22 protein-coding genes are annotated in these 22,824 nt (G+C 62.1%); 13 read left to right on the top strand and 9 right to left on the bottom strand.

The window, feature by feature from the left end; all coding sequences use genetic code 11:
- Nucleotides 1-9 precede the first annotated feature (9 nt).
- The 8 genes from OKC31_RS16950 to OKC31_RS16915 all read left to right on the top strand — a co-directional run bounded on the left by OKC31_RS16950 (nucleotide 10) and on the right by OKC31_RS16915 (nucleotide 7,828).
- Nucleotides 10-837 (top strand): ABC transporter permease, encoded by an 828-nt coding sequence (locus OKC31_RS16950; protein WP_270657298.1) that lies wholly within the window; start codon nucleotides 10-12, stop codon nucleotides 835-837.
- Between the two features lie 29 nt (nucleotides 838-866).
- On the top strand, nucleotides 867-2,297 hold the full coding sequence (locus OKC31_RS16945) for a gamma-aminobutyraldehyde dehydrogenase (RefSeq protein ID WP_040069353.1): 1,431 nt from the start codon (nucleotides 867-869) through the stop codon (nucleotides 2,295-2,297).
- Nucleotides 2,298-2,449: 152 nt separating this feature from the next.
- On the top strand, nucleotides 2,450-3,244 hold the full coding sequence (phhA, locus tag OKC31_RS16940; RefSeq protein WP_236357939.1) for a phenylalanine 4-monooxygenase: 795 nt from the start codon (nucleotides 2,450-2,452) through the stop codon (nucleotides 3,242-3,244).
- A 52-nt stretch (nucleotides 3,245-3,296) separates the two neighbouring features.
- Nucleotides 3,297-3,635: a 4a-hydroxytetrahydrobiopterin dehydratase gene (locus OKC31_RS16935; protein WP_042083349.1), complete on the top strand. Its 339-nt coding sequence runs from the start codon at nucleotides 3,297-3,299 to the stop codon at nucleotides 3,633-3,635.
- Between the two features lie 148 nt (nucleotides 3,636-3,783).
- The gene (gene tyrR / locus OKC31_RS16930; RefSeq protein WP_107684923.1) at nucleotides 3,784-5,331 is read left to right on the top strand and encodes a transcriptional regulator TyrR; all 1,548 of its coding nucleotides are present in this window, start codon (nucleotides 3,784-3,786) and stop codon (nucleotides 5,329-5,331) included.
- Between the two features lie 189 nt (nucleotides 5,332-5,520).
- Complete coding sequence (locus tag OKC31_RS16925; RefSeq protein WP_005333646.1) at nucleotides 5,521-6,078, top strand: YfiR family protein; 558 nt, start codon at nucleotides 5,521-5,523, stop codon at nucleotides 6,076-6,078.
- Nucleotides 6,075-7,304, top strand: a complete 1,230-nt coding sequence (locus OKC31_RS16920; protein WP_270657295.1) for a diguanylate cyclase domain-containing protein — start codon at nucleotides 6,075-6,077, stop codon at nucleotides 7,302-7,304. The genes OKC31_RS16925 and OKC31_RS16920 overlap by 4 nt, the downstream gene beginning before the upstream one ends.
- 35 nt (nucleotides 7,305-7,339) lie before the next feature.
- Complete coding sequence (locus OKC31_RS16915; protein WP_005333642.1) at nucleotides 7,340-7,828, top strand: OmpA family protein; 489 nt, start codon at nucleotides 7,340-7,342, stop codon at nucleotides 7,826-7,828.
- A gap of 94 nt (nucleotides 7,829-7,922) precedes the next feature.
- Here the strand turns inward: OKC31_RS16915 and OKC31_RS16910 are convergent, their stop codons facing one another.
- Entirely contained in the window at nucleotides 7,923-8,660 is a 738-nt protein-coding gene (locus tag OKC31_RS16910; protein WP_005333641.1) for a TerC family protein, read from the bottom strand.
- 120 nt (nucleotides 8,661-8,780) lie between these two features.
- Here OKC31_RS16910 and OKC31_RS16905 point away from each other — a divergent pair, with 120 nt between their 5' ends.
- The 3 genes from OKC31_RS16905 to OKC31_RS16895 all read left to right on the top strand — a co-directional run bounded on the left by OKC31_RS16905 (nucleotide 8,781) and on the right by OKC31_RS16895 (nucleotide 12,037).
- Entirely contained in the window at nucleotides 8,781-9,896 is a 1,116-nt protein-coding gene (locus tag OKC31_RS16905; protein WP_270657294.1) for an ATP-NAD kinase family protein, read from the top strand.
- A gap of 99 nt (nucleotides 9,897-9,995) precedes the next feature.
- Nucleotides 9,996-10,274 carry a YfcL family protein gene (locus OKC31_RS16900; protein ID WP_005333639.1) on the top strand — a complete coding sequence of 93 codons (279 nt, stop codon included), beginning with the start codon at nucleotides 9,996-9,998 and terminating at the stop codon, nucleotides 10,272-10,274.
- A 98-nt stretch (nucleotides 10,275-10,372) separates the two neighbouring features.
- Entirely contained in the window at nucleotides 10,373-12,037 is a 1,665-nt protein-coding gene (locus OKC31_RS16895; RefSeq protein ID WP_013723648.1) for an AMP-binding protein, read from the top strand.
- Nucleotides 12,038-12,149: 112 nt separating this feature from the next.
- Here OKC31_RS16895 and OKC31_RS16890 read toward each other — a convergent pair whose 3' ends face one another.
- From OKC31_RS16890 to OKC31_RS16880, 3 genes are all read right to left on the bottom strand, one after another.
- Nucleotides 12,150-13,313, bottom strand: a complete 1,164-nt coding sequence (locus tag OKC31_RS16890) for a trans-sulfuration enzyme family protein (protein ID WP_270657293.1) — start codon at nucleotides 13,311-13,313, stop codon at nucleotides 12,150-12,152.
- A 133-nt stretch (nucleotides 13,314-13,446) separates the two neighbouring features.
- Entirely contained in the window at nucleotides 13,447-14,490 is a 1,044-nt protein-coding gene (locus OKC31_RS16885) for an isopenicillin N synthase family dioxygenase (protein WP_270657292.1), read from the bottom strand.
- A gap of 425 nt (nucleotides 14,491-14,915) precedes the next feature.
- Complete coding sequence (locus OKC31_RS16880; RefSeq protein ID WP_021231373.1) at nucleotides 14,916-15,554, bottom strand: NAD(P)-dependent oxidoreductase; 639 nt, start codon at nucleotides 15,552-15,554, stop codon at nucleotides 14,916-14,918.
- A gap of 101 nt (nucleotides 15,555-15,655) precedes the next feature.
- Here OKC31_RS16880 and OKC31_RS16875 point away from each other — a divergent pair, with 101 nt between their 5' ends.
- Nucleotides 15,656-16,546 (top strand): LysR family transcriptional regulator, encoded by an 891-nt coding sequence (locus OKC31_RS16875; protein WP_270657290.1) that lies wholly within the window; start codon nucleotides 15,656-15,658, stop codon nucleotides 16,544-16,546.
- A 124-nt stretch (nucleotides 16,547-16,670) separates the two neighbouring features.
- On the opposite strand, the gene OKC31_RS16870 is transcribed toward OKC31_RS16875, so the two are convergent.
- From OKC31_RS16870 to OKC31_RS16855, 4 genes are read right to left on the bottom strand one after another with little or no spacing between them, the layout of a single operon-like run.
- On the bottom strand, nucleotides 16,671-17,573 hold the full coding sequence (locus OKC31_RS16870) for a LysR family transcriptional regulator (RefSeq protein ID WP_159163424.1): 903 nt from the start codon (nucleotides 17,571-17,573) through the stop codon (nucleotides 16,671-16,673).
- Nucleotides 17,574-17,602: 29 nt separating this feature from the next.
- Nucleotides 17,603-18,886, bottom strand: a complete 1,284-nt coding sequence (locus OKC31_RS16865; RefSeq protein ID WP_270657289.1) for an MFS transporter — start codon at nucleotides 18,884-18,886, stop codon at nucleotides 17,603-17,605.
- Entirely contained in the window at nucleotides 18,883-19,782 is a 900-nt protein-coding gene (locus tag OKC31_RS16860; protein ID WP_270657288.1) for a pirin family protein, read from the bottom strand. The genes OKC31_RS16865 and OKC31_RS16860 overlap by 4 nt, the downstream gene beginning before the upstream one ends.
- A 59-nt stretch (nucleotides 19,783-19,841) precedes the next feature.
- Complete coding sequence (locus OKC31_RS16855; protein ID WP_150995813.1) at nucleotides 19,842-20,579, bottom strand: isochorismatase family protein; 738 nt, start codon at nucleotides 20,577-20,579, stop codon at nucleotides 19,842-19,844.
- Nucleotides 20,580-20,771: 192 nt separating this feature from the next.
- Here OKC31_RS16855 and OKC31_RS16850 point away from each other — a divergent pair, with 192 nt between their 5' ends.
- On the top strand, nucleotides 20,772-21,707 hold the full coding sequence (locus tag OKC31_RS16850) for a LysR substrate-binding domain-containing protein (protein WP_270657286.1): 936 nt from the start codon (nucleotides 20,772-20,774) through the stop codon (nucleotides 21,705-21,707).
- Nucleotides 21,708-21,712: 5 nt separating this feature from the next.
- Here OKC31_RS16850 and OKC31_RS16845 read toward each other — a convergent pair whose 3' ends face one another.
- The gene (locus OKC31_RS16845) at nucleotides 21,713-22,621 is read right to left on the bottom strand and encodes a LysR substrate-binding domain-containing protein (protein ID WP_270657284.1); all 909 of its coding nucleotides are present in this window, start codon (nucleotides 22,619-22,621) and stop codon (nucleotides 21,713-21,715) included.
- Nucleotides 22,622-22,824: the final 203 nt, after the last annotated feature.

The raw sequence follows: 22,824 nt of genomic DNA, 5'->3' as shown, positions 1-22,824 counted from the left end.
GAGGCCGTCATGTCAGCTAGCCCAGTGATCAGTCAGGGACAGCGCCCTTCGGGCCTGCTCAAGTACGCCGCCATCGGCGGGCTCTTGTTCCTGCACTTTCCCATTCTGTTTATCTTCCTCTACGCCTTCACCAGCGAGAGCAAGAGTTACCAGTTTCCGCCCCCCGGACTCACTCTCAAGTGGTTCGAGGTAACCCTCAATCGCCCCGATGTGTGGCGTGCCATCCAGCTGTCACTGGAGGTCGCAGGGCTGGCGACACTGGCGGCCATGATCCTCGGCACCTTGGCAGCAGGGGCCATTGCCCGCAGCCGCTTCTTCGGTCAGGAGGTGGTGTCGCTGTTGCTGGTGCTGCCCATCGCGCTGCCCGGCATTGTCACCGGTATCGCGCTGCGCTCGGCCTACGGCCTGATGGAGATCCCGTTCAGCTTCTGGACCATCGTTATCGGCCACGCCACCTTCTGTGTGGTGGTGGTCTACAACAATGCGCTGGCCCGTTTTCGCCGCACCAACCAGAGCCTCATCGAGGCGTCGATGGATCTCGGGGCAGACGGCTTCCAGACCCTGCGCTACGTGATCCTGCCCAATCTGGCCACGGCGCTGCTGGCGGGGGGCATGCTGGCCTTTGCCCTGAGTTTTGACGAAGTGATCGTCACTACCTTTACGGCGGGCCAGCAGACCACCCTGCCCATCTGGATGTATCAGGAGCTGATCCGCCCCCGAGACAGGCCGGTCACCAACGTGGTGGCCCTCATCATAGTGGCCTTCACCACTATCCCTATTTTGCTTGCCTACTACCTCACTCGCGACACCCATGATGTCGCTGGCAGTGGCAAATGATGACTCAACGCGTGCGCAAGGATGCAACCATGAAACTCTCTACCCAACTCTTGATTGATGGCCAGTTTGTGACCGGCGAGGGGCAGGCCGAACCCATTCTCAACCCGGCCAACGGCGAACAGATCGCCGCCGTGCCCGAAGCCTCGTTCGAACAGGTGAACCGGGCGGTGAACGGTGCCCAGCGCGCCTTCGCCCAGTGGAGCCGCACCACCCCGGCAAGCCGCAGCAACCTGCTGCTGCGTCTGGCGGATCTCGTCGAACGCCACGCCGAGGAGTTTGCGGCGCTCGAATCCCTCAACTGCGGCAAACCCTATCTGGCAGTGCTCAACGACGAGCTGCCCGCGGTGGTGGACTGCTTCCGCTTCTTTGCCGGGGCGGCCCGCTGCCTGCAAGGGCCGCTGGCGGGGGAGTATCTCGAGGGGCACACCAGCATGATCCGCCGCGATCCCATCGGGGTGGTGGGCAGTATCGCCCCCTGGAACTATCCGCTGATGATGGCGGCCTGGAAGATGGCGCCGGTGCTGGCGGCAGGCAATACGGTGGTGCTCAAACCCTCCGAGCAGACCCCGCTCACCGCCTTGCGCCTTGCCGAGCTGGCCAGCGAGATCTTCCCCCGTGGTGTCATCAACGTCATCTGCGGGCGAGGTGAGAGCGTGGGGGCGCCGCTGGTGGAGCACCCGCTGGTGCGGATGGTGTCGCTCACCGGCGATATCGCCACCGGCCAGAAGATCCTGCAGAGTGCCGCCCGCACCATGAAGCGCACCCACCTTGAGCTAGGAGGCAAGGCGCCGGTCATCATCTTCGACGATGCGGATCTGGAGGCGGTGGTGGCAGGCATTCGCACCTTCGGTTTCTACAACGCAGGCCAGGACTGCACCGCCGCCTGCCGTATCTATGCCCAGGGCAAGATCTACGACAAGTTCGTCGCCGCCATGACCGATGCGGTGGCCTCCATCAAGGTGGGAAGCCAGTACGAGGAGGGGGTGGAGATGGGGCCGCTCATCTCGGACAGACAGCGCAACCGGGTCGCCAGCTTTGTCGAGCGGGCCCAGAGCAGCGGTCATGTGGAGGTGACGGCGGGGGGCAAGATCCGCCCAGGCAACGGCTTCTTCTTCGAGCCGACCCTGATTGTCGGGGCCCGGCAGGAGGATGAGATCGTGCGCCGCGAGGTGTTTGGCCCCGTGGTGTCGGTGACCCGTTTCAACGACGCCGAGCAGGTGGTGCAGTGGGCCAACGACTCGGACTATGGCCTCGCCTCGTCGGTCTGGACCAAGGATCTGAGCCTCGCCAGCAAGGTGGCCAGCCACTTGCAATATGGCTGCACCTGGATCAACACCCACTTCATGCTCACCTCCGAGATGCCCCACGGCGGCATGAAGATGTCGGGCTACGGCAAGGATCTCTCCCTCTATGCGCTGGAGGATTACACTGTGCCGCGCCATATCATGGTCAAGCTGTAGTGGGGATTGGTTAGCGGGTTGTCACAATTTATTTACAACTGTTTCAGGCAGCCGACTCATGGGTCGGCTGCTTTTTTTGTTGCCATTTCGTTACATTGAAGCCGTGATGAAACGGCAAGGCGCCTGATGTGGCGCCAGAGGATGGAACCGCTATGGCAACCTTCTACACCGCCCACCAGCCGGATGCTGACGGGGTGATCCACTACAGCAACGAAGAGCATGGCACCTGGCAGATCCTGATCGAACGTCAGTTCGCCGCTCTTGCTGGCAAGGGGTGTAACGAGTATCTGGCCGGTCTCGACAGGCTGGGGCTGCCCCGTGATCGCATCCCCCAGCTGGCCGAGATCAACGCCGTCTTGCAGCCTGCGACCGGCTGGTCGGTGGCGGCAGTACCTGCACTTATCTCGTTCGATCGCTTCTTCGCCCTGCTGGCCAATCGCCAGTTTCCGGTAGCGACCTTTATCCGGCGCAGGGACGAGCTCGACTACCTGCAAGAGCCGGATATCTTTCACGAGATCTTCGGCCACTGCGCCATGTTGACTAATCCGGCCTTTGCCCACTTCACCCACCTCTACGGTCAGTTGGGGCAGCAGGCGAGCAAGGAGCAGCGAGTTTTTCTGGCGCGGCTCTACTGGTTCACCGTGGAGTTTGGCCTCTTGGCGACGCCGGACGGGCTGCGTATCTACGGTGGCGGCATTCTCTCCTCCATTGGCGAGACCGCCTATGCCCTTTCCGGCAAGCCGCTGCTGCAACCCTTCGATCTACTGACTGTGCTGCGCACCCCCTATCGCATCGACATCATGCAGCCCACCTATTTTGTGCTGCCGAGTCTCGATCATCTCTACCAGCTGACCGGGGATGAGATCATGGCTGCTCTGGCCGAGGCCAGTCGGCTTGGCCTCTATCCGCCGCGCTTTGAGGTTCCCGCTGGCAAACAGGCGAGCTGACCAAAAGCAAACAACCCTATTTCATTTTCATTAATTCAAGCAGGAGTAACCCATGTCCGAACTGGCCAGCCAGCAGTGTGAAGCGTGTCGCGCCGATGCCCCCAAGGTGAGCGATGAGGAGCTGCGCGAGTTGATGCAGCTTATTCCCGACTGGCAGCCGCTGGTGGAGGAGGGGGCGCTGCAACTGCGGCGGGAATTTAGGTTTCGCAACTTCAAGGAGGCGCTGGCCTTTACCAACCGCCTGGGGGAGCTGGCGGAAGCGGAGTTCCATCATCCGGCCATCCTGACCGAGTGGGGCAAGGTGACCGTCAGCTGGTGGACCCACAAGATCGGCGGATTACACCGCAACGACTTCATCATGGCTGCGCGCACCGATCAGTTGCTCCGGTAATCGCCCCCCACACCAGCGTCATCGGTTGACCCGGGCCTGCCTGCGAAAGCGGGGCGGGCCCGCATTTTTATGGGCTGGCGCTCGCACTGGGGGGATCGAGACTGTATTATCCGCTCATTCATAGAGTTAGCTAGGAAGTGTGTCCCGAATGCGTCTTGAAGTCAGCTGTGAAGACCGCCTGGGCCTGACCCGGGAACTGCTCGACCGCCTGGTGGAGCACAATATCGATCTGCGCGGCATCGAAATCGATACCTCAGGCATCATCTATCTCAACTTTCCCGAGCTGGAGTTCAGTGATTTTCAGCATTTGATGCCGGAGATCCGCCGCATTCCCGGCGTCTACGACGTCAAGACCATCCCCTACATGCCTTCCGAGCGAGAGCACCACGAGATCGAGGCGCTGCTCAAGGCGCTGCCGGATCTGGTTTTCTCCCTCGACAGCAAGGGCAAGGTGACCCAGGCCAACCAGTCGGCCCTCACCACCCTCGGTTTGCCGGTGGAGGAGGTGCGCGGCGTGGCGCTCGGTTCGCTGGTCAAGGGGTTCTCCTTCACCCGCTGGCTGGAGGCGAGCGAGATCAAGCCGCAGACCTGCAAGCTCAGTTTCAATGGCGAAGAGTATCTGGCGGATCTGATGCCGCTGTTCGTGGCAGAAGCCCGCGGCAAGCAGGCGCTGGCCGGGGCCGTGGTGGTGCTCAAATCTGCCCGTCGGGTCGGCCTGCACTTCAGCGCGCTTCATGCGGTGGAAGTGGGGGGCTTCGAGCATCTGCAGGCCGAGAGCCCCAAGATGAAAGAGGTGCTGTCGCAAGCGCGCAAACTGGCGATGCAGGATGCGCCGCTGCTGATCGTCGGCGAGACCGGCACCGGCAAGGAGCTGCTGGCCCGCGCCTGTCACGGGGCCAGCCTGCGCTCCAGCCACCCCTTTATGGCCCTCAACTGCGCCGCCATGCCCGATAACGTGGCCGAGAGCGAGCTGTTTGGTTATGCCCCCGGCGCCTTTGGCAACAACACCGAGGGCAAGCGCGGCGTGCTGGAGCTGGCGAGCGGCGGCACCCTGATGCTGGACGAGATCGGCGACATGTCTCCCCATCTGCAGACCAAGTTTTTGCGGGTGTTGCAGGATGGGGTATTCCGCCGGGTCGGTGACGAGCAGGAGGTGAAGGTCAACGTGCGTTTCATCTGCACCACCCAGAAGCAGTTGCTGGATCTGGTGCACGAAGGAAGCTTCCGCGAGGATCTCTACTATCGCCTCAACGTGCTGAGTCTGGCGCTGCCCCCCCTGCGCGAGCGCAAGGCAGACATCATGGTGCTGGCCCAGCAGTTTGTCTCCCGCTTTGCCAGCGAGTTGCAGCGACCCCGTCCGCGCTTTACCCGCAACATGGCCGACTACCTGACCGCCTACCGCTGGCCGGGCAACGTGCGTCAGCTGCGCAACTGTCTCTACCGTGCCATGACCCTGCTGGAAGGGGATGAGCTGGGGCCCGAGCAGATCGATCTGCCGGTGGCGGCCGATACCATGCCGCTGATCGACGAGTGGTTTGAGGGGAATCTCGACGATGCGGTGAAGCGCTTCGAGAGCCAGCTGCTGGCCCGGCTCTATCCCGCCTTCCCATCGACGCGCCAGCTGGCCAAACGCCTGGGCGTGTCGCATACCGCCATCGCCAACAAGCTGCGGGAATACGGCATCAGCAAGAAGTGATTTCCGCCTTGCTGCCTGCCACCAGAGAGCCCGTTACCAGACGGGCTCTCCGTTTTCTTTACACGAACTCGGTAGATGATGGCGGGGTGAGACTTGTCAGGCCAGTGTCAGCCAACTTACTATCTGGGTTCATGTACCCGAACCGCAATGCCATAGCAGCGGTATTGTCAAGGCGACTACCTCCCGATCATGCTGTTACTCTTTTCCCCCCGTTTAACTGCCCGTCTGGCGCTCCTGTTGGTTGCGTTTGGCTTGCTGTTGCCCCGCGCGCTGGCGGAAACGGCCGCAGAGAGCCGGGCGACGGCGGTCAGGGAGCTGGTGCTCGATATCATGAGTTACACCCGCTGGCCCACCGAGCCTGCGGTGCTGCGCATGTGCGTGGCGGCGCCGACCGAATATGCCGGCGCCCTCTTTACCATCGATCGTCAGGCCAATGGCCGTACCGTGCAGGTCCATCGTTACGAGGCGAGCGATCCGGCCATCAGCGATCACTGCGATGTACTCTATCTGGGGGTGCTCGACGAGCCGACCCGGATTGCGCTGTTTGCCCGCCTGCAGGGGCACCCAGTGCTCAGCATCAGCGAATACAACCACGACTGTTCCACCAGCTCGGTGTTCTGCCTGCAGACCTCGCCGGACAGCGTGCGAGTGCGGTTTAAAGTGAACCTCGATGCCCTGGCCCTGAGCGGCGTGCGGGTGCATCCCGCCGTGCTCAAGCTGGCCCATGCCGACAAGGGGGTTCCATGAGACGACAGGTGAGCGCGGCTCCCCGCCGTCTGACCCTGCGTCAGAGCCTGGGGCGAACCCATCTGGTGGCCGCCATCACAGCCGTCAGCGTGGCGGGACTCTTTTTTACACTGGTGGCCCTGCTGGTAGTGCGTTTTTACGCCGACCACAATCTGGAGCTGGTAGCCCGCGCCATCAGCTACAGCGCCGAGGCGGCGGTGGTGTTCCATGATGAGGAGGCGGCGAGCGAGGCGCTCAGTGGTATCGTTGCCAAGGAAGAGGTGGCCGAAGCCACTATCGTACTGACCAATGGTCAGCAGCTCGCCAGTTGGGAGCGCCCCAGAAGCAACCCGCTGGTGACGCTCGAAGACTATCTGGCCCAACTGCTGATGCCGGGGCCTGTCAAACTCCCCATGCTGCGGGGTGGTGAGCCGATCGCCACCATCGAGCTGCGCGGCCACGGTGAATATCTGTTGCTGTTTTTGCTCTCGGCGCTGCTGGTGATGGTTGTTTGCCTGATGCTGAGCGCCATGGTGGCTCTCTATGTGGCTGACCGGATGCAGGTCTCCATCACCGCACCGCTGCGCAAACTGGCACTTGTCGCCCACTCGGTACGTCGACAACGCACCCTGGGGATGCGGGCGCCACCGGCCGATATCGTCGAGATTAACGAGCTGGGGGATGACTTCAACTCCCTGCTGGACGAGCTGCAAGCCTGGCAGGCCCAGCAGGCCCGCGAAAATGCCAGCCTGCTCCATCAGGCGACTCACGATGCCCTCACCGGACTGCCCAATCGCGCCCTGTTTGAAGCGCGGCTCGCGCAGGCCATCTCCCTCGGCGAGCAAGAGGGGTTTGCGCTGCTCTATCTCGACTGTGATCGTTTCAAGCAAATTAATGACACGCTGGGGCACAACGCCGGTGACGATGTGCTGATCGCGCTCTCAAGACGGGTGCAACATCAGCTGCGTCCGGATGATCTGGTGTTTCGCCTCGGTGGTGACGAGTTTGCGGTGCTGGTTGGCCCACTCCAGCGACAGCATGAGGTGGAAGAGGTGATTGGCCGCATCCAGCAGGCGATGAGCGAACCGGTGGCGCTGCGTGACGGTCGTCAGCTGGTGGCCGAGGTGAGTGTCGGCTTTGCCGTCTATCAGGCGGGCATGAGTGCCAGCGTGCTGTGTGATCAGGCTGATGCAGCCATGTATCTGGCGAAACGGGCGCGCCGCAGCGAACAGCAAACCATCGCCTGACTGGCAAGAATAACAACATAAACAAGGAGCAAACCATGAAGATCACCCACCTGTTGAAAGTGACCCTGCTGGGGTTGATGTTGTCGCTGCTGGCCGGTTGCCAGAGCGCGCCCAAGGGGTTGACCCCGGAGCAGATCGCCGTGCTCAAGGAGCAGGGCTTTTATCTGACCGATGAGGGGTGGACGCTGGATCTGGCCAACCGGGTGCTGTTTGCCAACAACGTGGGGGCGCTCAATCCCCAGACTCGCCAATCCGTTGAAAAACTGGGTAAAACACTGCTTGGCGTAGGGTTGGACAAGGCGCGGGTGGATGGCCACACCGATAATACCGGCGAGAGCAGCTACAACCAGCAGCTCTCCCTGAAGCGGGCCCAGTCGGTGGCCGATGTGCTGGTCTCGGTCGGCATGAAGCCAGCCAATCTGGAGATCCATGGCCGTGGCGAGACCATGCCGCTGGCGGATAACAAGACCAGAGAGGGCCGGGCCGCCAACCGCCGGGTTGCCATCGTCATCAGCGATCAATAACCCTTTCATCGTTTCGTTACCCATAAAAAAGAGCGCCCGATCGGCGCTCTTTTTGATCGCGACAGCTGGGGTCGCGAGGGCATGTGGGGCAGGGTTACTGCGCGCTATTTTGCCCGTTATTGTCGTGATGGCTGCGCAGGCGGATGTTGATCATCTCCACCACCAGCGAGAAGGCCATGGCGAAGTAGATGTAGCCCTTCGGAATATGCAGATCCATCCCCTCGGCCATCAGGGCGAAACCCACCAGGGTGAGGAAGGAGAGGGCCAGCATCTTGATGGTGGGGTGGCTGTCGACGAAATCACCGATGGATTTGGCGGCAAACATCATGATGAAGACGGCAATCATGATGGCCAGCACCATCACCGGCACGTGATCGGCCATGCCGACCGCGGTGATCACCGAGTCGAGGCTGAACACGATATCGAGGATGGCGATCTGGATCAGGGTGCTGATAAAGCCCGAGGCCGCTTTGCTGACGCTCTCCGGCTCGGCCGCCCCTTCCAGGGTGACGTGGATCTCGTGGGCACTCTTGCCGATGAGGAACAGGCCCCCCAGCAGCAGGATCAGGTCGCGGCCGGAGATGGCTTCACCCAGCACGGTGAAGAGCGGATCGGTGAGGCGCATCACCCAGGCCAGCGAGAGCAGCAGCAGGATCCGGGTACCCATGGCGAGCCCCAGACCCAGAATGCGCGCTTTTTGACGCTGCGCCTCCGGCAGGCGACCTACCAGGATGGAGATAAAGATGATGTTGTCGATGCCCAGCACGATCTCGAGCAGGGTAAGGGTGGCGAGTGCGACCCAGGCAGAGGGATCAAGAACCCATTCCAGCATGATTGAACCTTGGTTGAAAATTGGTTGGAAAATTGAAGCAGCGCATTCTAGCAGGGGCGCCACTGCTTGTCCCAGAGGGGGGAAAAGATAAAAATGGTGGCCATCGCAAGGGAGGCAGGCATGTTTCGATTAGGGTTCATCATTAATCCGGTCGCCGGGATTGGCGGCGCAGTGGGGCTCAAGGGCAGTGACGGTGTAGTGGCCGAGGCGCTGGCCCGTGGCGCTGTGCCCAAGGCGCAGGAGCGGGCGCGGCAAGCCTTGTTGCCACTGTGCGAGCTCAGCGTCCCGTTTGAACTGCTGACGGTGGCGGGAGAGATGGGGGAGGCGGTGGCCCGCGAGCTGGGGTTGCCCTGTCGGGTCATCTATCAACCGGTCGGGGAGAGCACCTCGGCCGATGATACCCGCCACGCCGCCGGGCTGATGCGCGAAGCCGGGGTCGATCTGCTGCTGTTTGCCGGTGGCGATGGCACGGCGCGGGATATCTGCGCCGCGGTGGGGGAGTCTTGCCATGTGCTCGGCATTCCGGCGGGGTGCAAGATCCACTCCGGCGTCTACGGGGTGACGCCCGCTGCCAGCGGGCGGGTGGTAGCGCGGATGATCGCAGGGGAACTGCTCAGCCTGATCGATGCCGAGGTGCGCGACATCGACGAGGAGGCGTTTCGCGCGGGCAAGGTGCGGGCCCGCCACTACGGCCAGCTGAAGGTGCCCGGCGATCTGCGTTACGTACAAGCGGTCAAGCAGGGGGGCAAGGAGTCCGAAGAGCTGGTGCTGGCGGATCTCGCCGCCGGTGTGGTGGAGCAGATGGAGCCCGATACCCTCTATCTGATGGGCTCCGGCAGCACGGTAGCAGCCTGTATGGCAGAGCTCGGTCTGGAAAATACTTTGCTCGGTGTGGATCTGGTGGAAAATGGCCGACTTATCGGGCAGGATCTCAGCGCCGCCGAGATCCTGACCCGGATCCGCGGCCGTCGCTGCCGACTGATCATTACCCTGATAGGCGGACAGGGACATCTGTTCGGGCGCGGAAATCAGCAATTGAGTCCTGAGGTGATTCGGTGTGTCGGGCTGGAGAATATCCAGGTGCTGGCAACCAAAGCCAAGCTTGCCGCCCTTGCGGGCAGGCCGCTGCTGGTGGACACCGATGATCCGCAATTAAACCGGGCGTTGCGTGGTTATCTGCGAATAACCACGGGATACAAGGATCAGGTCATCTACCCGGTGGCCAACCCGGAATAGGACGCCAAGGACGCTGCTGGCCTGGCGCCAGAGAGCTGCAATCAACCGGATTGCGGTTCCATACCCCCGAATTTTTTGCCGCAAATGAGGCTGCGTTACATGACGATTCACGATTTTGAGCACAAGTTGTTGGGACTGATCGACAGCATGGTTGCCACCGCGACCGACGATGAGCTGTTTGCGGGGGGTTACCTGCGAGGTCATATCTCATTGGCCGTTGCCCGGGCCGAGCTGGAAGGCAAGACCCTGGTGCGGGACGTCAAGAGCTATGTGCTGCGCAGCCTCAACGAGGCGATCTTGCAAGGTGAGCTTTCTGAAGAGGATGAAAAACTGGTGCAGGCGATGTGGAGTCGTTTGCAACAAGACGCAGAAGCTTGATCGGATACACAATTCAAACTGAAGTTTGAGTTTATTCTTCCCCTGAAGTTAGTGAAAGGTTAATAATAAGTTTCGCCTTTTGTTTCAGGGATTAAACTATGGCCTCCTCCTCACGCATTGCCAATAAACTGCCGCTCGAGATGCTCTATCACTGGGAGCGGCAGTGTCCTGATCGAACCTACCTGCGTCAAACCATCAACCGCGAATATGTCGATTTCACCTGGGGTGAAGTGGCCGATGAAGCGCGGCGGATGGTGACGGCCTTGCGTCACCTTGGTCTGGTGGCGGGTGACAAGGTGGCGCTGCTCTCCAAGAACTGCGCCCAGTGGTTTATCGCCGATCTGGCGATGCAGATGGGGCAGTATGTGAGCGTGCCCATCTACCCGACTGCCAACGTCGACACCATCGAATATGTGCTGCGCCATAGCGAGGCCAAGGCGATCTTCGTCGGCAAGCTGGATGACTGGAAGAGTCAGGAGGCGGGCGTACCCGCCGATCTGCTGCGCATCGCCTTCCCCTATGACACCATGCCGGCCAGCCACCAGTGGGACGATCTGCTGGAGGCGCACGAGCCGATCCCTGACAGCCCGGTGCAGGCCCCTGACTCCCTGCTGAGTCTGGTCTACACCTCTGGCAGCACCGGCAAGCCGAAAGGGGCGATGCTGAGCGTCGAGCGTTACGCCTGGTCGTGCGAGAAGCTGGTGGAGACGGTGAGCCTGAGCCAGGCCGATCGGGGCTTCTCCTACCTGCCGCTGGCCCACATTACCGAGCGGGTCTACATCTACGGCGGCAGTCTCTATGGCGGCGCTACCATCGCCTTTCCCGAATCTCTCGACACCTTTATCGAAGATGTCAAACGCTGCCGTCCCACCGTCTTTATCTCGGTGCCACGGCTGTGGGCCATGTTCCGCATCAAGATCCACGAGAAGCTGCCCCAGAACAAACTGGAGTTGCTGCTCAAGATCCCGCTTATCTCCGGCCTTATCAAACGCAAGCTGCAAAAGGGGTTGGGACTGGATCAGGCCCGGGTACTCGGCTGCGGCTCCGCGCCGGTCTCCCCTGCGCTGCTTGAGTGGTATCTGAGCATCGGTCTCAAGGTGACTGAAGCCTGGGGCATGACCGAGAACCATGCCTACTCCACCATCAACTACCCGTTCCGCGCCGACAAGATCGGCACCGTCGGCAAGGCGGGGATTGGGGTGACCATCAAGATCTCCGACGAGGGGGAGATCCTCTGCCGCTGCGAAGGGATGATGCTGGGTTACTACAAGGATCCAGAGCACAGCGCCGAGGCCATCGATGCCGAGGGGTGGCTCCACACCGGCGACATGGGCAAGCTGGACAAGGAGGGTTATCTCACCATCACCGGCCGGATGAAGGATGTGTTCAAGACCGCCAAGGGCAAGTATGTGGCGCCGGTGCCCATCGAGGGGCTGCTGGGTCAGGAGCCCATTATCGAACAGCTCTGCGTGATTGGTTATGGCATGCCCCAGCCCATTGCGCTGGTGCAGCTGGCCGAGAGCGCCATGAAGGGCAATCGGGAGGAGGTCAACGCCAGACTGGAAGCGGCGCGGGTACGGGTCAACGATCAGCTGGAATCTCATGCCAAAATTCGCGGCATTCTGGTAGTGAAGACTCCCTGGAATATCGAAAACGGCGTGCTGACCCCCACCATGAAGATCAAGCGTCACCTGCTGGAGCAAAAGTACGCCCAGGTCGGGGATCGCTGGCCCTCATCGCAAGTGGTGGTGTGGGAGGAGTAAATCCCGTCTTTCCATAGCGCAACAAACAACAACGGCCCTTGATGGGCCGTTGTTGTGTTTGGGGCATCTCACTCGCCGCCATTTGGCGGGCAAGTGAGATGCGTGCTCCCGGTTAGATCTGCGCCAGCGCGGCGGCCAGATCGGCGATCAGATCGTCCGCATCTTCCACCCCGATGCTGAAGCGGATGAGGTCGTCGTTGACCCCGGCGGCGAGGCGGCTCGCCTCGTCCATGGCGGCGTGGGTGGTACTGGCCGGATGGCAGGCCAGACTCTCGAGGTCCCCCAGACTCACCGCCTGCACGAATAGCTGCAGGTTGTCGAGCAGGGTGGCACAGCGCTCAAACCCGCCTTCAAGTTCAATACTCACCATGCCGCCAAAGCCGCTGGCGAAGGCGCCGAGGGCATCGTGGCCCGGATGATTGGCAAGCCCCGGGTAGATCACCTTCTTCACCGCCGGATGTGCCGCCAGAAACTCGGCCACTTTCTGCGCATTGTGCAGGTGGGCATCCATCCGCAGCGGCAGGGTCTTGACCCCACGCTGCAGCAGGTATGCCTCCTGCGGGCCGATGGGGGAGCCGATATGCTTGAGGGCCACGGTGCGGATCGATTTCATCAGGGCGTGAGAGCCCGCCACCACCCCGGCGATGATGTCGCCGTGGCCACCCAGATATTTGGTGCCGCTGTGCATCACTACATCGACCCCGAGCTCCAGCGGACGCAGCAGGTAGGGGGTGAGGAAGGTGTTGTCACACACTGTGATGGCGCCCACCTTGCGGGCCGCTTCCACCACCAGCCGCGGATCCACCACCTTGAGGGTGGGGTTGGTCAGGGTTTCGAACAGTACCACCTTGGTGGCGGGGCGGATGTTGGCCAGCAGATCCTGGTCACTCTCGTAGGCGGTGACCTTGATACCGGCGCGGCTGAAGGTTTGTTTGAGGAAGGCATCGGTGCCGCCGTAGAGCGGGCCGATATAGGCCACCTCATCGCCGCTGTCGGCAAGCGCATACATGATGGCGCTCACCGCCGCCATGCCGCTCGCCACCACCAGCGCTTCGTCAGCCCCTTCCAGCGCCGCCAGTTTCTGCTCCAGCTCGGCGGTGGTGGGGTTGCCAAAGCGGCTATAGATAAAGCCGGGGGCCTGACCTGCAAAGCGCTCCTTGCCCGCCTGGGCGTTGAAGTAGCTGAAGGTGCTGCTCTGGTAGAGCGGGGTGGTGAGGGCGCCGGTCTGTGGGTCGATCCGCTGGCCACTGTGTACGCTCATGGTCTTGAATTTCATCGTGTTGCTCCGTGATGGCCAGGCTCTGGCCATGACTTGTTTTGTTGTTCGTTGCTTGTTGTTTTTGTCAGCGCGGGTATGTGCATGCGGCTTGTGGCTTATGCATATACCCGCCTGCGAATCTTTGCGCTGCTCAGGCCGGTATCGCTTCGCTCTCTGTGCGCTGGAAGCGAGCGGGCTCCAACGGCCCATAGTGACGCGCCGCCACGTCCGGGTGGGAGCGCAGCCGCCCTTTCAGCACGTTCTCCCCAACCTGATAGAAGAGCGGGTTGGTCGGGTCACTCTCCGGCCCTTGCGCCTGCGCTGCCAGCGCGGGGGAGAGGCTGAGCAGTGGCACGGTGGCATCGAGCCGCGCCGCCATAAAGAAGGCGCAGGAGAGGCGCGAGACGCCGGGCGGCGGGCTTACCACCCGATGCAGGGTCGCCTTGAGATAGCCGTTGGAGGCTAGCTCCAGCAGCTCGCCGATATTGACCACCAGCGCTCCCGGCAGGGGCGGTGCGGAGATCCAGCCGTCGGCCGTCTCGACCTCAAGCCCCGAGTGATTGTCCTGCATCACCAGCGTCAGGTAGCCGGGATCCTTGTGGGCGCCGACCCCCTGACTGCTGCCACCCGCCTCTTGCCCTGGGTAGTGAATCAGCTTCATGTGTTGGTAGGGGGCGCCGCGAATACTGTCGTCAAACACGTTGGCCGGTTGCTCCAGCACCTCGGCAAAAGCGGCCAGCAGGGTGAGGGTGATATCGCTCAGCCGCTCCTGCCACGCCAGCAGATGGCCTTTCATCTCGGGCAGGGCGGTCGGCCACTGGTTGGGGCCGATCAGCCGCTGCCAGGGTTCACGGATCTGCGCCGCAGGCAGGGCTTGCGCTTCGTTCATGATATCGAACTGCTCTCGCAGATCCGGCCGCTGACGGGTCTGCTCGGCACCGACCCGGTTGTAGCCGCGAAAGTGGGGGCTGTTGACCATCTGCACCGCAAGTTTCTCCTGCTCCGGCAGAGCAAAGAAGCGCTCTGCCAGCGTCAGGGTTTCCCGCTGCTCGGCGTCACTCAGGCCATGTCCTGTCAGATAGAAAAAGCCGACGTCGCGGGCGGCTGCGGCCAGCCTGGCCAGCATAGGGCGACGTACCTCGGGCGCCCCGTTGAGGGCAGCCAGATCGATGATCGGCAGTGGTGAATGTTCCATGTACACCTCCTCACTCTTTCGTTATCTCTGGCGCCATCTCTTGCACTGCATCCGCTGTTGGCAGACCTGATAAGCGGCAAACGGGATGGCGCGACAGTGTGGCGCCATCTGGGATAAAGGGGATGCTACTGTTCGGTGTTATAAGACGGAAACAACAAATTATTCTTAGTTATACACAAAATTCGAAATGGAATTCGGCGCCTGATGGGCTGAAGGTCTTTTGCGCAGCCATTGCGGGGTAAAGGGGCAACGATGAGGGGGAGAGTGATAACCAGAGGCAAGCTGCCAGCGGCAAAAATGACCAAAACAGAAAATGGCCAAAACAGAAGGGAGGCGGATGCCTCCCTTCTGGTTGAGCGGTTTTTCACCTGACCGAAAGCACAGGCGAGTGACCGCGTATTCTGGCCTTAACCGCCTGCTGGCTCTCAGTAACCCAGGGTAAAGCGCTGGCGCTGGTGAGCCGGTTTTTCCACTTCGTTCAGCACGCCATCGGCCAGATCACCGGCGGTGATCCCGGCAGGCTGTTCGCCGCTAAAGAGCACCTGATCGCCACCAATCCGATAGCCGCCGCGCTTCTCGCCTGGTTCGAGGAACACCGGGGGAGAGACAAAGCGCCAGTCGAGGGTGGTTTCACGACGCAGGGCGGTGAGACCGTCGCGGGCGGCCAGCGCCCCCTGTTTCCATTCGGCCGGAAACTCAGGGGTATCCACCAGTTGCACGCCGGGGGCAACCTCCAGACTGCCGGCACCACCCACGACCAGCAGCCAGCTGTTGGCCGCTTTGGCTGCTGCGACGATCGCGTTGGCGCCCTTGAGGTACTGGTCGTAGATATCCGGTGTGGTCCAGCCCGGGTTGTAGGCGCTGATCACCCGATCGTGCCCCTTGAGCACCTCGGCCAATGCCTGCGGGTTTTGGGCATCCACCGCCACGGCGGTGACCTGCGGATGGGCGGCCACCTTGCTGACATCGCGGACGATGGCGGTGACGTGATGGCCGCGGCTGATGGCCTCGTTCAGGATGGCTGAACCGACAAAACCACTGGCACCGATCAGGGCAATCTTCATGGGGAACTCTCCTTCACTGTTGGAATGGGGCTATCCTACGCCGCCATTTATGATTTAATAATCACCTCAAAAATGCATTCACTTATAAGCTGGATTTAATAATGGAACAGCTCAGACGTTACGCCATCTTCGCCGCCGTGGTGGAAGCGGGCAGCATGACAGGGGCGGCCAAATCCCTTGGCATGACCCCCTCCGCCGTCAGTCAGCATATCAGTCAGCTGGAGAGCCTGCTCGGACTGCCCCTGCTCCATCGCTCCACCCGTCGTCTCAGTCTGACCGAGGCGGGAGAGGTGGTGTGGCAAGGGTGTCGGGCGTTGCAGCAGACTCTGAGCGAGACCGAGCTGCGCCTCTCGGAGGTGCGCGACGCCCTGCTCGGGGAAGTGCGGATCACCGCCCCGGTGGGGATGGCGGGCCAGCCGCTGGCGCTGGCCCTCTCGCCGCTGTTGCAGGCCCACCCCGGCCTCACCATTCACATCATCGCCGACGACGAGAAGCGGGATCTGATTGCCGAGCGGATCGACGTGGCGCTGCGGGTCGGCACCTTGCCTGACTCGACCCTGGTGGCCCGCAAACTGGGGCAGACCCGGATGCTGCTCTGCGCCGCTCCCACCTATCTGGCGCGCAAGGGGACGCCGCGCATGCCCGCCGATCTGGCCACCCACGACTGGCTCTGCGGCGACATGCTGGGCAACGGTTTGCTGCTGCAGGATGAAAAGGGTGGCGAACACAGGGTGAGGTTCAAGGCCAAGGTGCTCTGCAATAACGTGTTGCCCTTGCGCCAGTTTGCGCTGGCGGGGCAGGGGATCTCGCTGCAACCGGAGGGAGAAATTGGCGAGGATCTGGCGCAGGGGCGTCTGCTCGAACTGCTGCCCGGTTTTCGGGTGGCACCGATGGAGATCCACGCCATCACGCCGCAGCGGGAGATCCCGGAGAAGGTGCGACGGGTGGTGGAGGCGCTGCGCAGCTACTTCGGCACGACGATGTCGTCATGAGCTGCGCCTTAATTGTTGAGAAAAGGCCCCCGATTATCCTGAAGGGGAATTATCCATAAGGCGGTTTGTCGAGAAGAGCGATAGCCCGGATGAGTAGATGGGCATGCTTGACTGTTAAGCATACTTAAAACGAACTGACGGCCCGCACCTGATCTTTGAGCCAATTAAGCCCGGTATCCTGACCGGAGCTCTTGTGCCAACTCATGTAGACGGGGCAATCCTCCGAGAGCCAGGGGAGGGGATAGCTGGCCAGATCCAGCGCTTGCCCCAGCTTCTCCATATGCCACTGGCTGGCGACGCAGAGCCAGTCGGTACGACTCACCAGATGAAGGGCGGTGAGCAGGGAGTCGCTCTCGTAGGCAATCTGGCGCGGCGGCAGCGGCGCCTTGGTCAGGGTGTTGAGCAGCAAGCTGTCGAGCCGCCTGGTTTGCAATACCACGTGCTTTTCGTTGAAGAAGGTGGCCATGTCGGGGGCCTGGCGGATCCTGGGGTGATCCTTGCGGCAGGCGATGCGCAGGGACTGGGACATGATCTGCTCGTTTTCGATCCCCTGCTCCGCCATCGGCTTGGTGGCCAGCACCAGATCCACGCTGTGCAGATAGAGGCTGTTCTGGCGCAGGGCTTCGTCCTGCACCTGGGTGTTCCACTCCAGCTGACAGTTGGGGGCTTGGGTCTGCAGCAGGTTGTTGAGCTCCGGCAGGAAGAAGATATCGATATCGGGCACCCCCGCGATGCGAAAAGTGCGCCGACTGGTCTGGGGATCAAAGAGATCGGAGCGCTGCAGGCTGCGCTCCATGTCGTGCAGCGGCACCATGATCTCGTGGTGCAGACTGAGCGCTCGCGCCGTGGGGGTGATGCCGCGTCCCTGGCGGACAAACAGCGGCTCGCCCACCAGGCTGGTCAGGCGGCTGATGGCCTGGCTGATGGCCGAGGGGGTCATCTCCATCATCTCGGCGGCCGTGGTGACACCACCATAGCGGATCACCGCATCGAGGACGCGAAAGAGATTGAGATCGACTTGAGACATGGTGGCTACCGTTAAGCATGATTAAACAGTTAACATACTGAACAGCCTCTTGTCTGGCCAGCATTCCCTGCGATAACTGTGATGTTTCCCTCTCTATTCGTCATCTTCCATCTTGCCGAGAATGCGATCGAGCCTGTTTTACAGCCATGCTTAAGCCCGGCAGGTGGCCCGCGGCATAAAGTAGCGCGACCAGCAGCAAGCCGCCCAGAAAGAGCCAGCGAGCGCTCCCCCATTGGCCGTTGTCCGTCATCAGGGCCGCCAAATCCCTGCACGATGGCCAGTTGTACCGGCCCCTGACTCACTCCCTGTGCTGACGAGAGGATAGCCGGCGGCGCCATACCACCCGACAGGGAGAGGACGAGGCACAATCCATAGGCCCACCACGGCGACAGGCCGGGCCAGAAGGCGAACATGCCGCACAGCGCCATCAGGCTCAGTGCCCAGCTGATGAGCCGATCTCGCGCCACGCTCCGGCGCAGCAGCCATGCCCCCATCAGGTTGCCGGGAATGTTGGCGACCACCGCCAGTGCCGAGAGCAGGGCGATCTGGCTTTGGCCAGTCCCGGGAGTGCCTTGCAACATGGTTGGCAGCCAGACAAAGAGCGCCCATAGCATCAGGCTGTAGAGCGTGAACGCCAACCCGTAGCGCCAGAGTGCCTTCTGCCGGAGCACCGTGAGTTGGCGCAGCGGGTGGCCCGAGTTGATCGAGTTTTGGGGTGCCCCGACCCGCAGTTTATCTGCCGAACGACTGGCCAGCAGAAGCAGCAGGGCCGAGAGTTGCAGAGCCATCAGGATCAGCCAGGCCAGGCGCCAGCCACCTTGCGCCGTGAGCCAGGGGGTGAGCAGCATGCCGGCCGCCGCACCAAGGGGCAGATTGACCGCCCACAGACTCAGGGCCAGCCGTTTATCCTCCTCCCGGGTCACCGCCACGATAAAGGCGGGCATGGCCACCGAGATCAGCAAAAAGCCAATCCCCTCGACAATGCGCGACAGCAGCATCATGGCCAGCCCAGTGGCGGGCAGTGCCAACGCTCCGCCTGTGACGATAACCAAAAGCCCGACAACCCCGGTTTGCCGCCCACTCCAGCGGGTCAGCAACAGGCCGAGAAAGAGGCTGCAGAGGATCGCCAGCGTATTGAAAGCCGAGGCGAGATAGCTGGCTTCAACCAGTGTCAGCCCCAGCTCGCTGCGCAGTATGCCGAGCACGGCGGGCATTTTGCCAAGGCAGAGGGCGCCGCTGGCACCGGCGAAAATGGCGAGGAAGACCAGAGGCCAACAGGTTCTTTGTGGCTGGTGGCCAGCGAGCGTGTTCATGGCTGAGATTGGCCGTTGTGCAGCCACTCATCGCTGAGCTGGCCAAATTCGCCGCGTTGATAGGCATGCAGCCGATCTGCAATGGCGTCGTGGCTGTTCATGACGAAGGGACCATGTTTGACCAGGGGTTCATTGAGCGCCTGGCCTGAGAGCACCACGAAGTGGCATGGCTCGGTGGCCTCAAGCTGCAGAGCCACCGCCTCGCCGCCGTCGGCAGGGAGGCTTATCCCCATCCCGTGACTTGCCGGGATGAGGTGCCGCTCTCCCTCAGCCTGCAGGGTCAGCGATCCGGTCAGGGGATAGATCATCGCATTCCAGCCAGCCGCCAGCAGATGGGTGAAGCGGCTACCTGGCTCGCTATTGCCATCGAGCAGGGTAAAGGGTTGGGGTAGTTCTACCGAGTGTGGTGCCGTTATCCCGTTGCTGTGGCCTGCGACCACCCGTACTCGCACCCCTTCGCCATTAAACTCGGGGATGGTGGCTGCGGCTGCGTGGACGGCAAAAGGCGACATCATCTTTTGACGGGCAGACAGGTTGACGAAGATCTGCAGGGCGTGGACATAGGGCGATGCTCCCTCCGGCTGCTCGGTATGTACGGCCCCGCGCCCGGCCGCCAGCCAGTGGAGCGCGCCCTGTTCGATGGGGCCCTGATTGCCGAGGGAGTCGTAGTTGACGTGGGGGCTCGTCGAATCCTCGAACAGATAGGTGACGGCAGAGATCCCGGCGTGGGGATGGGGCTCGAAGGTGGGGGCGGTCATCTGGAAGTGATCCACCATCACCACGGGGTCTATCAGACCGTTGAAAAAGTGTTCGCCAAAATGGCTGGCTGCAAAGCCGCTGCCAATGCGCAGCGGTTGGCCCTTGACGGGGGTGGAGAGAGTCAGGCGTCTGGTCATCGATATAACCTCTTGAAGACAAAAGAAGCCTTCGGTCATCTGACCGAAGGCGAGGCGAGTTACGACTTCTTGGCACCCTCTTGCATCTGCCACACCAGGGTGGCGAAAGGCATGTCGAGGGCGCTGTAGACATCGTGCGCCTTGGGGTCGACGTTGCTGCGCAGCATCTCGACCGCGGCAGAGGCGTAGTCGGTGACCGGGATACCGGCCCCCAGCAAGCGTTGCAGCCCAGTGGTGCGCTTGGCTTCGTTAAAGGTGCCGGAGGCATCGAGCACCACCCGGGCATCATAGCCGGCAGCCTTGGCAGAGAGGGCCGGGAAGCTGGCGCAGATCTCGAGGGATACCCCGGCGATGATCAGCTGTTTGCGGCCGGTCTTCTCAATGGCGGTGCGCACGGCAGGATCGTCCCAGGCGTTGATGACGGTGCGGTTGATCACCTTCACATCCGGCAGGGCACTGGTCAGTTCAGGCATGGTGGGGCCCCACATGCCATCGGGCATGGTCGCGGTCACGATCACCGGCACGCCGAGGGCGCGGGCGGCGTTGGCCAGCGCCACCACGTTGTGCTTGAGCTCGCCCACCGTGGTGTCGCGCACGCCGCTCAGCAAGCCGACCTGATGGTCGACCAGCAGCAGTACCGCATTGTCTCGGGAGAGCATCTCCAGATAGCGGTTGGGTGATACGGTCGGATGGCTGGCAGCCTCGGCGGCCATGGCAGGTGTCGCTGTGGTGGCCAGCGTGGTGGTCAGGGTCGCCAGACCGAGCAGGGTGGCAGAGCAGATTTGTCGCAGTTTCATGGTGAACTCCTTGTGATATTGGAACAGTCAAACGGCCCTTGCTGGTGGGGCGAATTGCCCGCGCAGTAACCGTCTGATGGGGACAGGGCCATTATGATGGCTGCAAGAATGGCGACAATCTGGTGAAATAGGTTCTTATCGTTCCATTTATGGAACGATGTGAATGCACCTCACCCTGATCAAGGCTGCCCGATGACACCACTGGAACTTGATTTGAATGATCTCTATCTCTTCACCCATGTGGTGCAGCGACAGGGATTCACTGCCGCTGCGCGGGCGCTTGGCGTGCCCAAGTCGCGGATCTCGCGCCGGATCCGGCTGCTGGAGGAGCGGCTGGATACCCGTCTGCTGCAACGTACCTCACGCCAGCTCAGCCTGACCGATGCCGGTGAGGTGCTCTATCGCCACTGTCAGGCGATGCTGGCCGAGGCGCAGGCGGGAGAGGCGGCTGTGCGGCAACGGCAGCAGGAGCCGAGCGGTCTGGTGCGGATCAGCGTGCCCATTACCATCGCCGATGCGCTGCTCGCCCGCTTGTTGCCCGCTTTCATGGCCCAATACCCCAAGGTGAGGCTCGCCGTGCAAGCCAGCAATCGGCAGGTGGATCTGCTGGAGGAGGGGCTGGATGTGGTGATCCGCGGGGTGGCCTTCGAGCAGCCCCCCTCCAGTCTGGTGCAGGTACCGCTTTGTACGGTGCAGTGGGGCGTGCTGGCGACCCCGGCGTGGCTCTCCCGCCACGGTGCACTGATGCATCCGCGCCAGCTGGAGGGAGAAGATGTCCTGCTTTTCAGCTCGCTGGAGCGTCAGGCTGACCTGCTGCGGCTGCGGCACGACAGTGGGGAGAGTGAGGAGGTGGCGGTCAATGTGCTGTTGCGCAGCGACAATGTGCAAACCCTCAAACAGGCGGCGCTGGCGGGGCTAGGGATGGTGGGCTTGCCACTTTACGCCTGCGTGAATGAGCTGGCGGATGGGCGGCTGCAACAACTGTTGCCCGAGTGGCGTCCCAAAGATGGCAAGCTGGTGATGCTCTATCCCGCGCGGCGCGGTCTGTCACCGGCGGTCAGAGCCCTCATCGACTTTATCAAGGCGCAGTTGCCTGCACTGCTGGCAGAGGTCGGTCAGCCACGCTGAGGGGGCTATCCCTCCATCTTGGTGCGAATGCGCTCGAACAGGCTCTGCAGGCAGGCTTGATCCCGATCGGCGGCCCGCACCGCGCCGTACATATGGCGACGGATACCGCTGCCGAGGGGGCGGGCGCAGAGCATCCCCTGTCTGACAAACTCGTCGCTGGCCCAGCGTGGCAAGGCGGCGACGCCGAGGCCGGCGGCGGCCATCTGCAGCATCACCGAGGTGTTGTCCACCGGCTTGCAGCGGGCGGGCTCCACCCCGGCGGGTTGCAAAAAGCGGCTGAAGATATCCATGCGGCTGCGCTCCACCGGATAGACCAGCAGCACCTCCGGCCCCAGATCGCCCGGCTCGATGCGGCTCCGGTGGCAGAGGGGATGATCCGGCGCCATCACCAGAGTCAGATCGAAGGCAAACAGCGGCTCGAAGTGGAGATCGCCGCGGGCCTGCACATCGGAGGTAAGCAGCAGATCGAGCTGGCCGCCTAGCAGGGCATTGATGGCATCAAAGCCCGGCACTGACTCCACCTCCAGATCCACCCCGGGCCACTGGCGGCGAAATTCCGGCAACAGCGGCAGCAGCCACTGGATGCAGCTGTGGCAATCAAGCGCCAGATGCAGCCTGCCCGCATCGCCGCTCTGCAGGGCCTGCAACTGCTTCTCGGTCTGGGCCAGAGCGGGCAACACCTGACGGGCGAGGGCGAGCAGCTGGCTGCCGGCTGCGGTCAGCACCAGCGGGCGGCTTTTGCGCAGGTAGAGTTCCAGATTGAGGCGGGTCTCCAGCTCCTTGAGCTGGTGGGAGAGGGCGGACTGAGTGAGGTTGAGGGTCAGCGCCGCACCGGCCAGCGAGCCCTGCTCGGCCAGCGCGGTCAATGTTTTCAAGTGTTTGATCTCTATCCCTGCATTGCTTGGCACTGCCATAAGATGGCTCCTTGTGAGATTGCGTATGGCGCTGAGGTTACGGTCGGCGGTGGCCTGCTGTGCTTCTTGACTCCGGCACCTCTTGCACCTGTAAACATCGGCCTCTGTATCCTCGCGGTGAACCTGACTGGCGGTCAGTTGAGGATTATTTGAGAGCCACTTGAAGAGGATTCAATAGCCAGCGTCACCTTATCTTGTCATTT

The organism is Aeromonas sp. Y293-4 (assembly GCF_027705905.1).
Taxonomy (GTDB): Bacteria; Pseudomonadota; Gammaproteobacteria; order Enterobacterales; family Aeromonadaceae; genus Aeromonas; species Aeromonas veronii.
This window is presented reverse-complemented; position numbering and strand designations above follow the sequence as displayed.

What these genes read in the sequence shown, in the direction of transcription:
- OKC31_RS16950 (WP_270657298.1), top strand. Translation starts at nt 10, where the DNA reads ATGTCAGCTAGCCCAGTGATCAGTCAGGGACAGCGCCCTTCGGGCCTG.
- OKC31_RS16945 (WP_040069353.1), top strand. Translation starts at nt 867, where the DNA reads ATGAAACTCTCTACCCAACTCTTGATTGATGGCCAGTTTGTGACCGGC.
- phhA (WP_236357939.1), top strand. Translation starts at nt 2,450, where the DNA reads ATGGCAACCTTCTACACCGCCCACCAGCCGGATGCTGACGGGGTGATC.
- OKC31_RS16935 (WP_042083349.1), top strand. Translation starts at nt 3,297, where the DNA reads ATGTCCGAACTGGCCAGCCAGCAGTGTGAAGCGTGTCGCGCCGATGCC.
- tyrR (WP_107684923.1), top strand. Translation starts at nt 3,784, where the DNA reads ATGCGTCTTGAAGTCAGCTGTGAAGACCGCCTGGGCCTGACCCGGGAA.
- OKC31_RS16925 (WP_005333646.1), top strand. Translation starts at nt 5,521, where the DNA reads ATGCTGTTACTCTTTTCCCCCCGTTTAACTGCCCGTCTGGCGCTCCTG.
- OKC31_RS16920 (WP_270657295.1), top strand. Translation starts at nt 6,075, where the DNA reads ATGAGACGACAGGTGAGCGCGGCTCCCCGCCGTCTGACCCTGCGTCAG.
- OKC31_RS16915 (WP_005333642.1), top strand. Translation starts at nt 7,340, where the DNA reads ATGAAGATCACCCACCTGTTGAAAGTGACCCTGCTGGGGTTGATGTTG.
- OKC31_RS16910 (WP_005333641.1), bottom strand. Translation starts at nt 8,660, where the DNA reads ATGCTGGAATGGGTTCTTGATCCCTCTGCCTGGGTCGCACTCGCCACC.
- OKC31_RS16905 (WP_270657294.1), top strand. Translation starts at nt 8,781, where the DNA reads ATGTTTCGATTAGGGTTCATCATTAATCCGGTCGCCGGGATTGGCGGC.
- OKC31_RS16900 (WP_005333639.1), top strand. Translation starts at nt 9,996, where the DNA reads ATGACGATTCACGATTTTGAGCACAAGTTGTTGGGACTGATCGACAGC.
- OKC31_RS16895 (WP_013723648.1), top strand. Translation starts at nt 10,373, where the DNA reads ATGGCCTCCTCCTCACGCATTGCCAATAAACTGCCGCTCGAGATGCTC.
- OKC31_RS16890 (WP_270657293.1), bottom strand. Translation starts at nt 13,313, where the DNA reads ATGAAATTCAAGACCATGAGCGTACACAGTGGCCAGCGGATCGACCCA.
- OKC31_RS16885 (WP_270657292.1), bottom strand. Translation starts at nt 14,490, where the DNA reads ATGGAACATTCACCACTGCCGATCATCGATCTGGCTGCCCTCAACGGG.
- OKC31_RS16880 (WP_021231373.1), bottom strand. Translation starts at nt 15,554, where the DNA reads ATGAAGATTGCCCTGATCGGTGCCAGTGGTTTTGTCGGTTCAGCCATC.
- OKC31_RS16875 (WP_270657290.1), top strand. Translation starts at nt 15,656, where the DNA reads ATGGAACAGCTCAGACGTTACGCCATCTTCGCCGCCGTGGTGGAAGCG.
- OKC31_RS16870 (WP_159163424.1), bottom strand. Translation starts at nt 17,573, where the DNA reads ATGTCTCAAGTCGATCTCAATCTCTTTCGCGTCCTCGATGCGGTGATC.
- OKC31_RS16865 (WP_270657289.1), bottom strand. Translation starts at nt 18,886, where the DNA reads ATGAACACGCTCGCTGGCCACCAGCCACAAAGAACCTGTTGGCCTCTG.
- OKC31_RS16860 (WP_270657288.1), bottom strand. Translation starts at nt 19,782, where the DNA reads ATGACCAGACGCCTGACTCTCTCCACCCCCGTCAAGGGCCAACCGCTG.
- OKC31_RS16855 (WP_150995813.1), bottom strand. Translation starts at nt 20,579, where the DNA reads ATGAAACTGCGACAAATCTGCTCTGCCACCCTGCTCGGTCTGGCGACC.
- OKC31_RS16850 (WP_270657286.1), top strand. Translation starts at nt 20,772, where the DNA reads ATGACACCACTGGAACTTGATTTGAATGATCTCTATCTCTTCACCCAT.
- OKC31_RS16845 (WP_270657284.1), bottom strand. Translation starts at nt 22,621, where the DNA reads ATGGCAGTGCCAAGCAATGCAGGGATAGAGATCAAACACTTGAAAACA.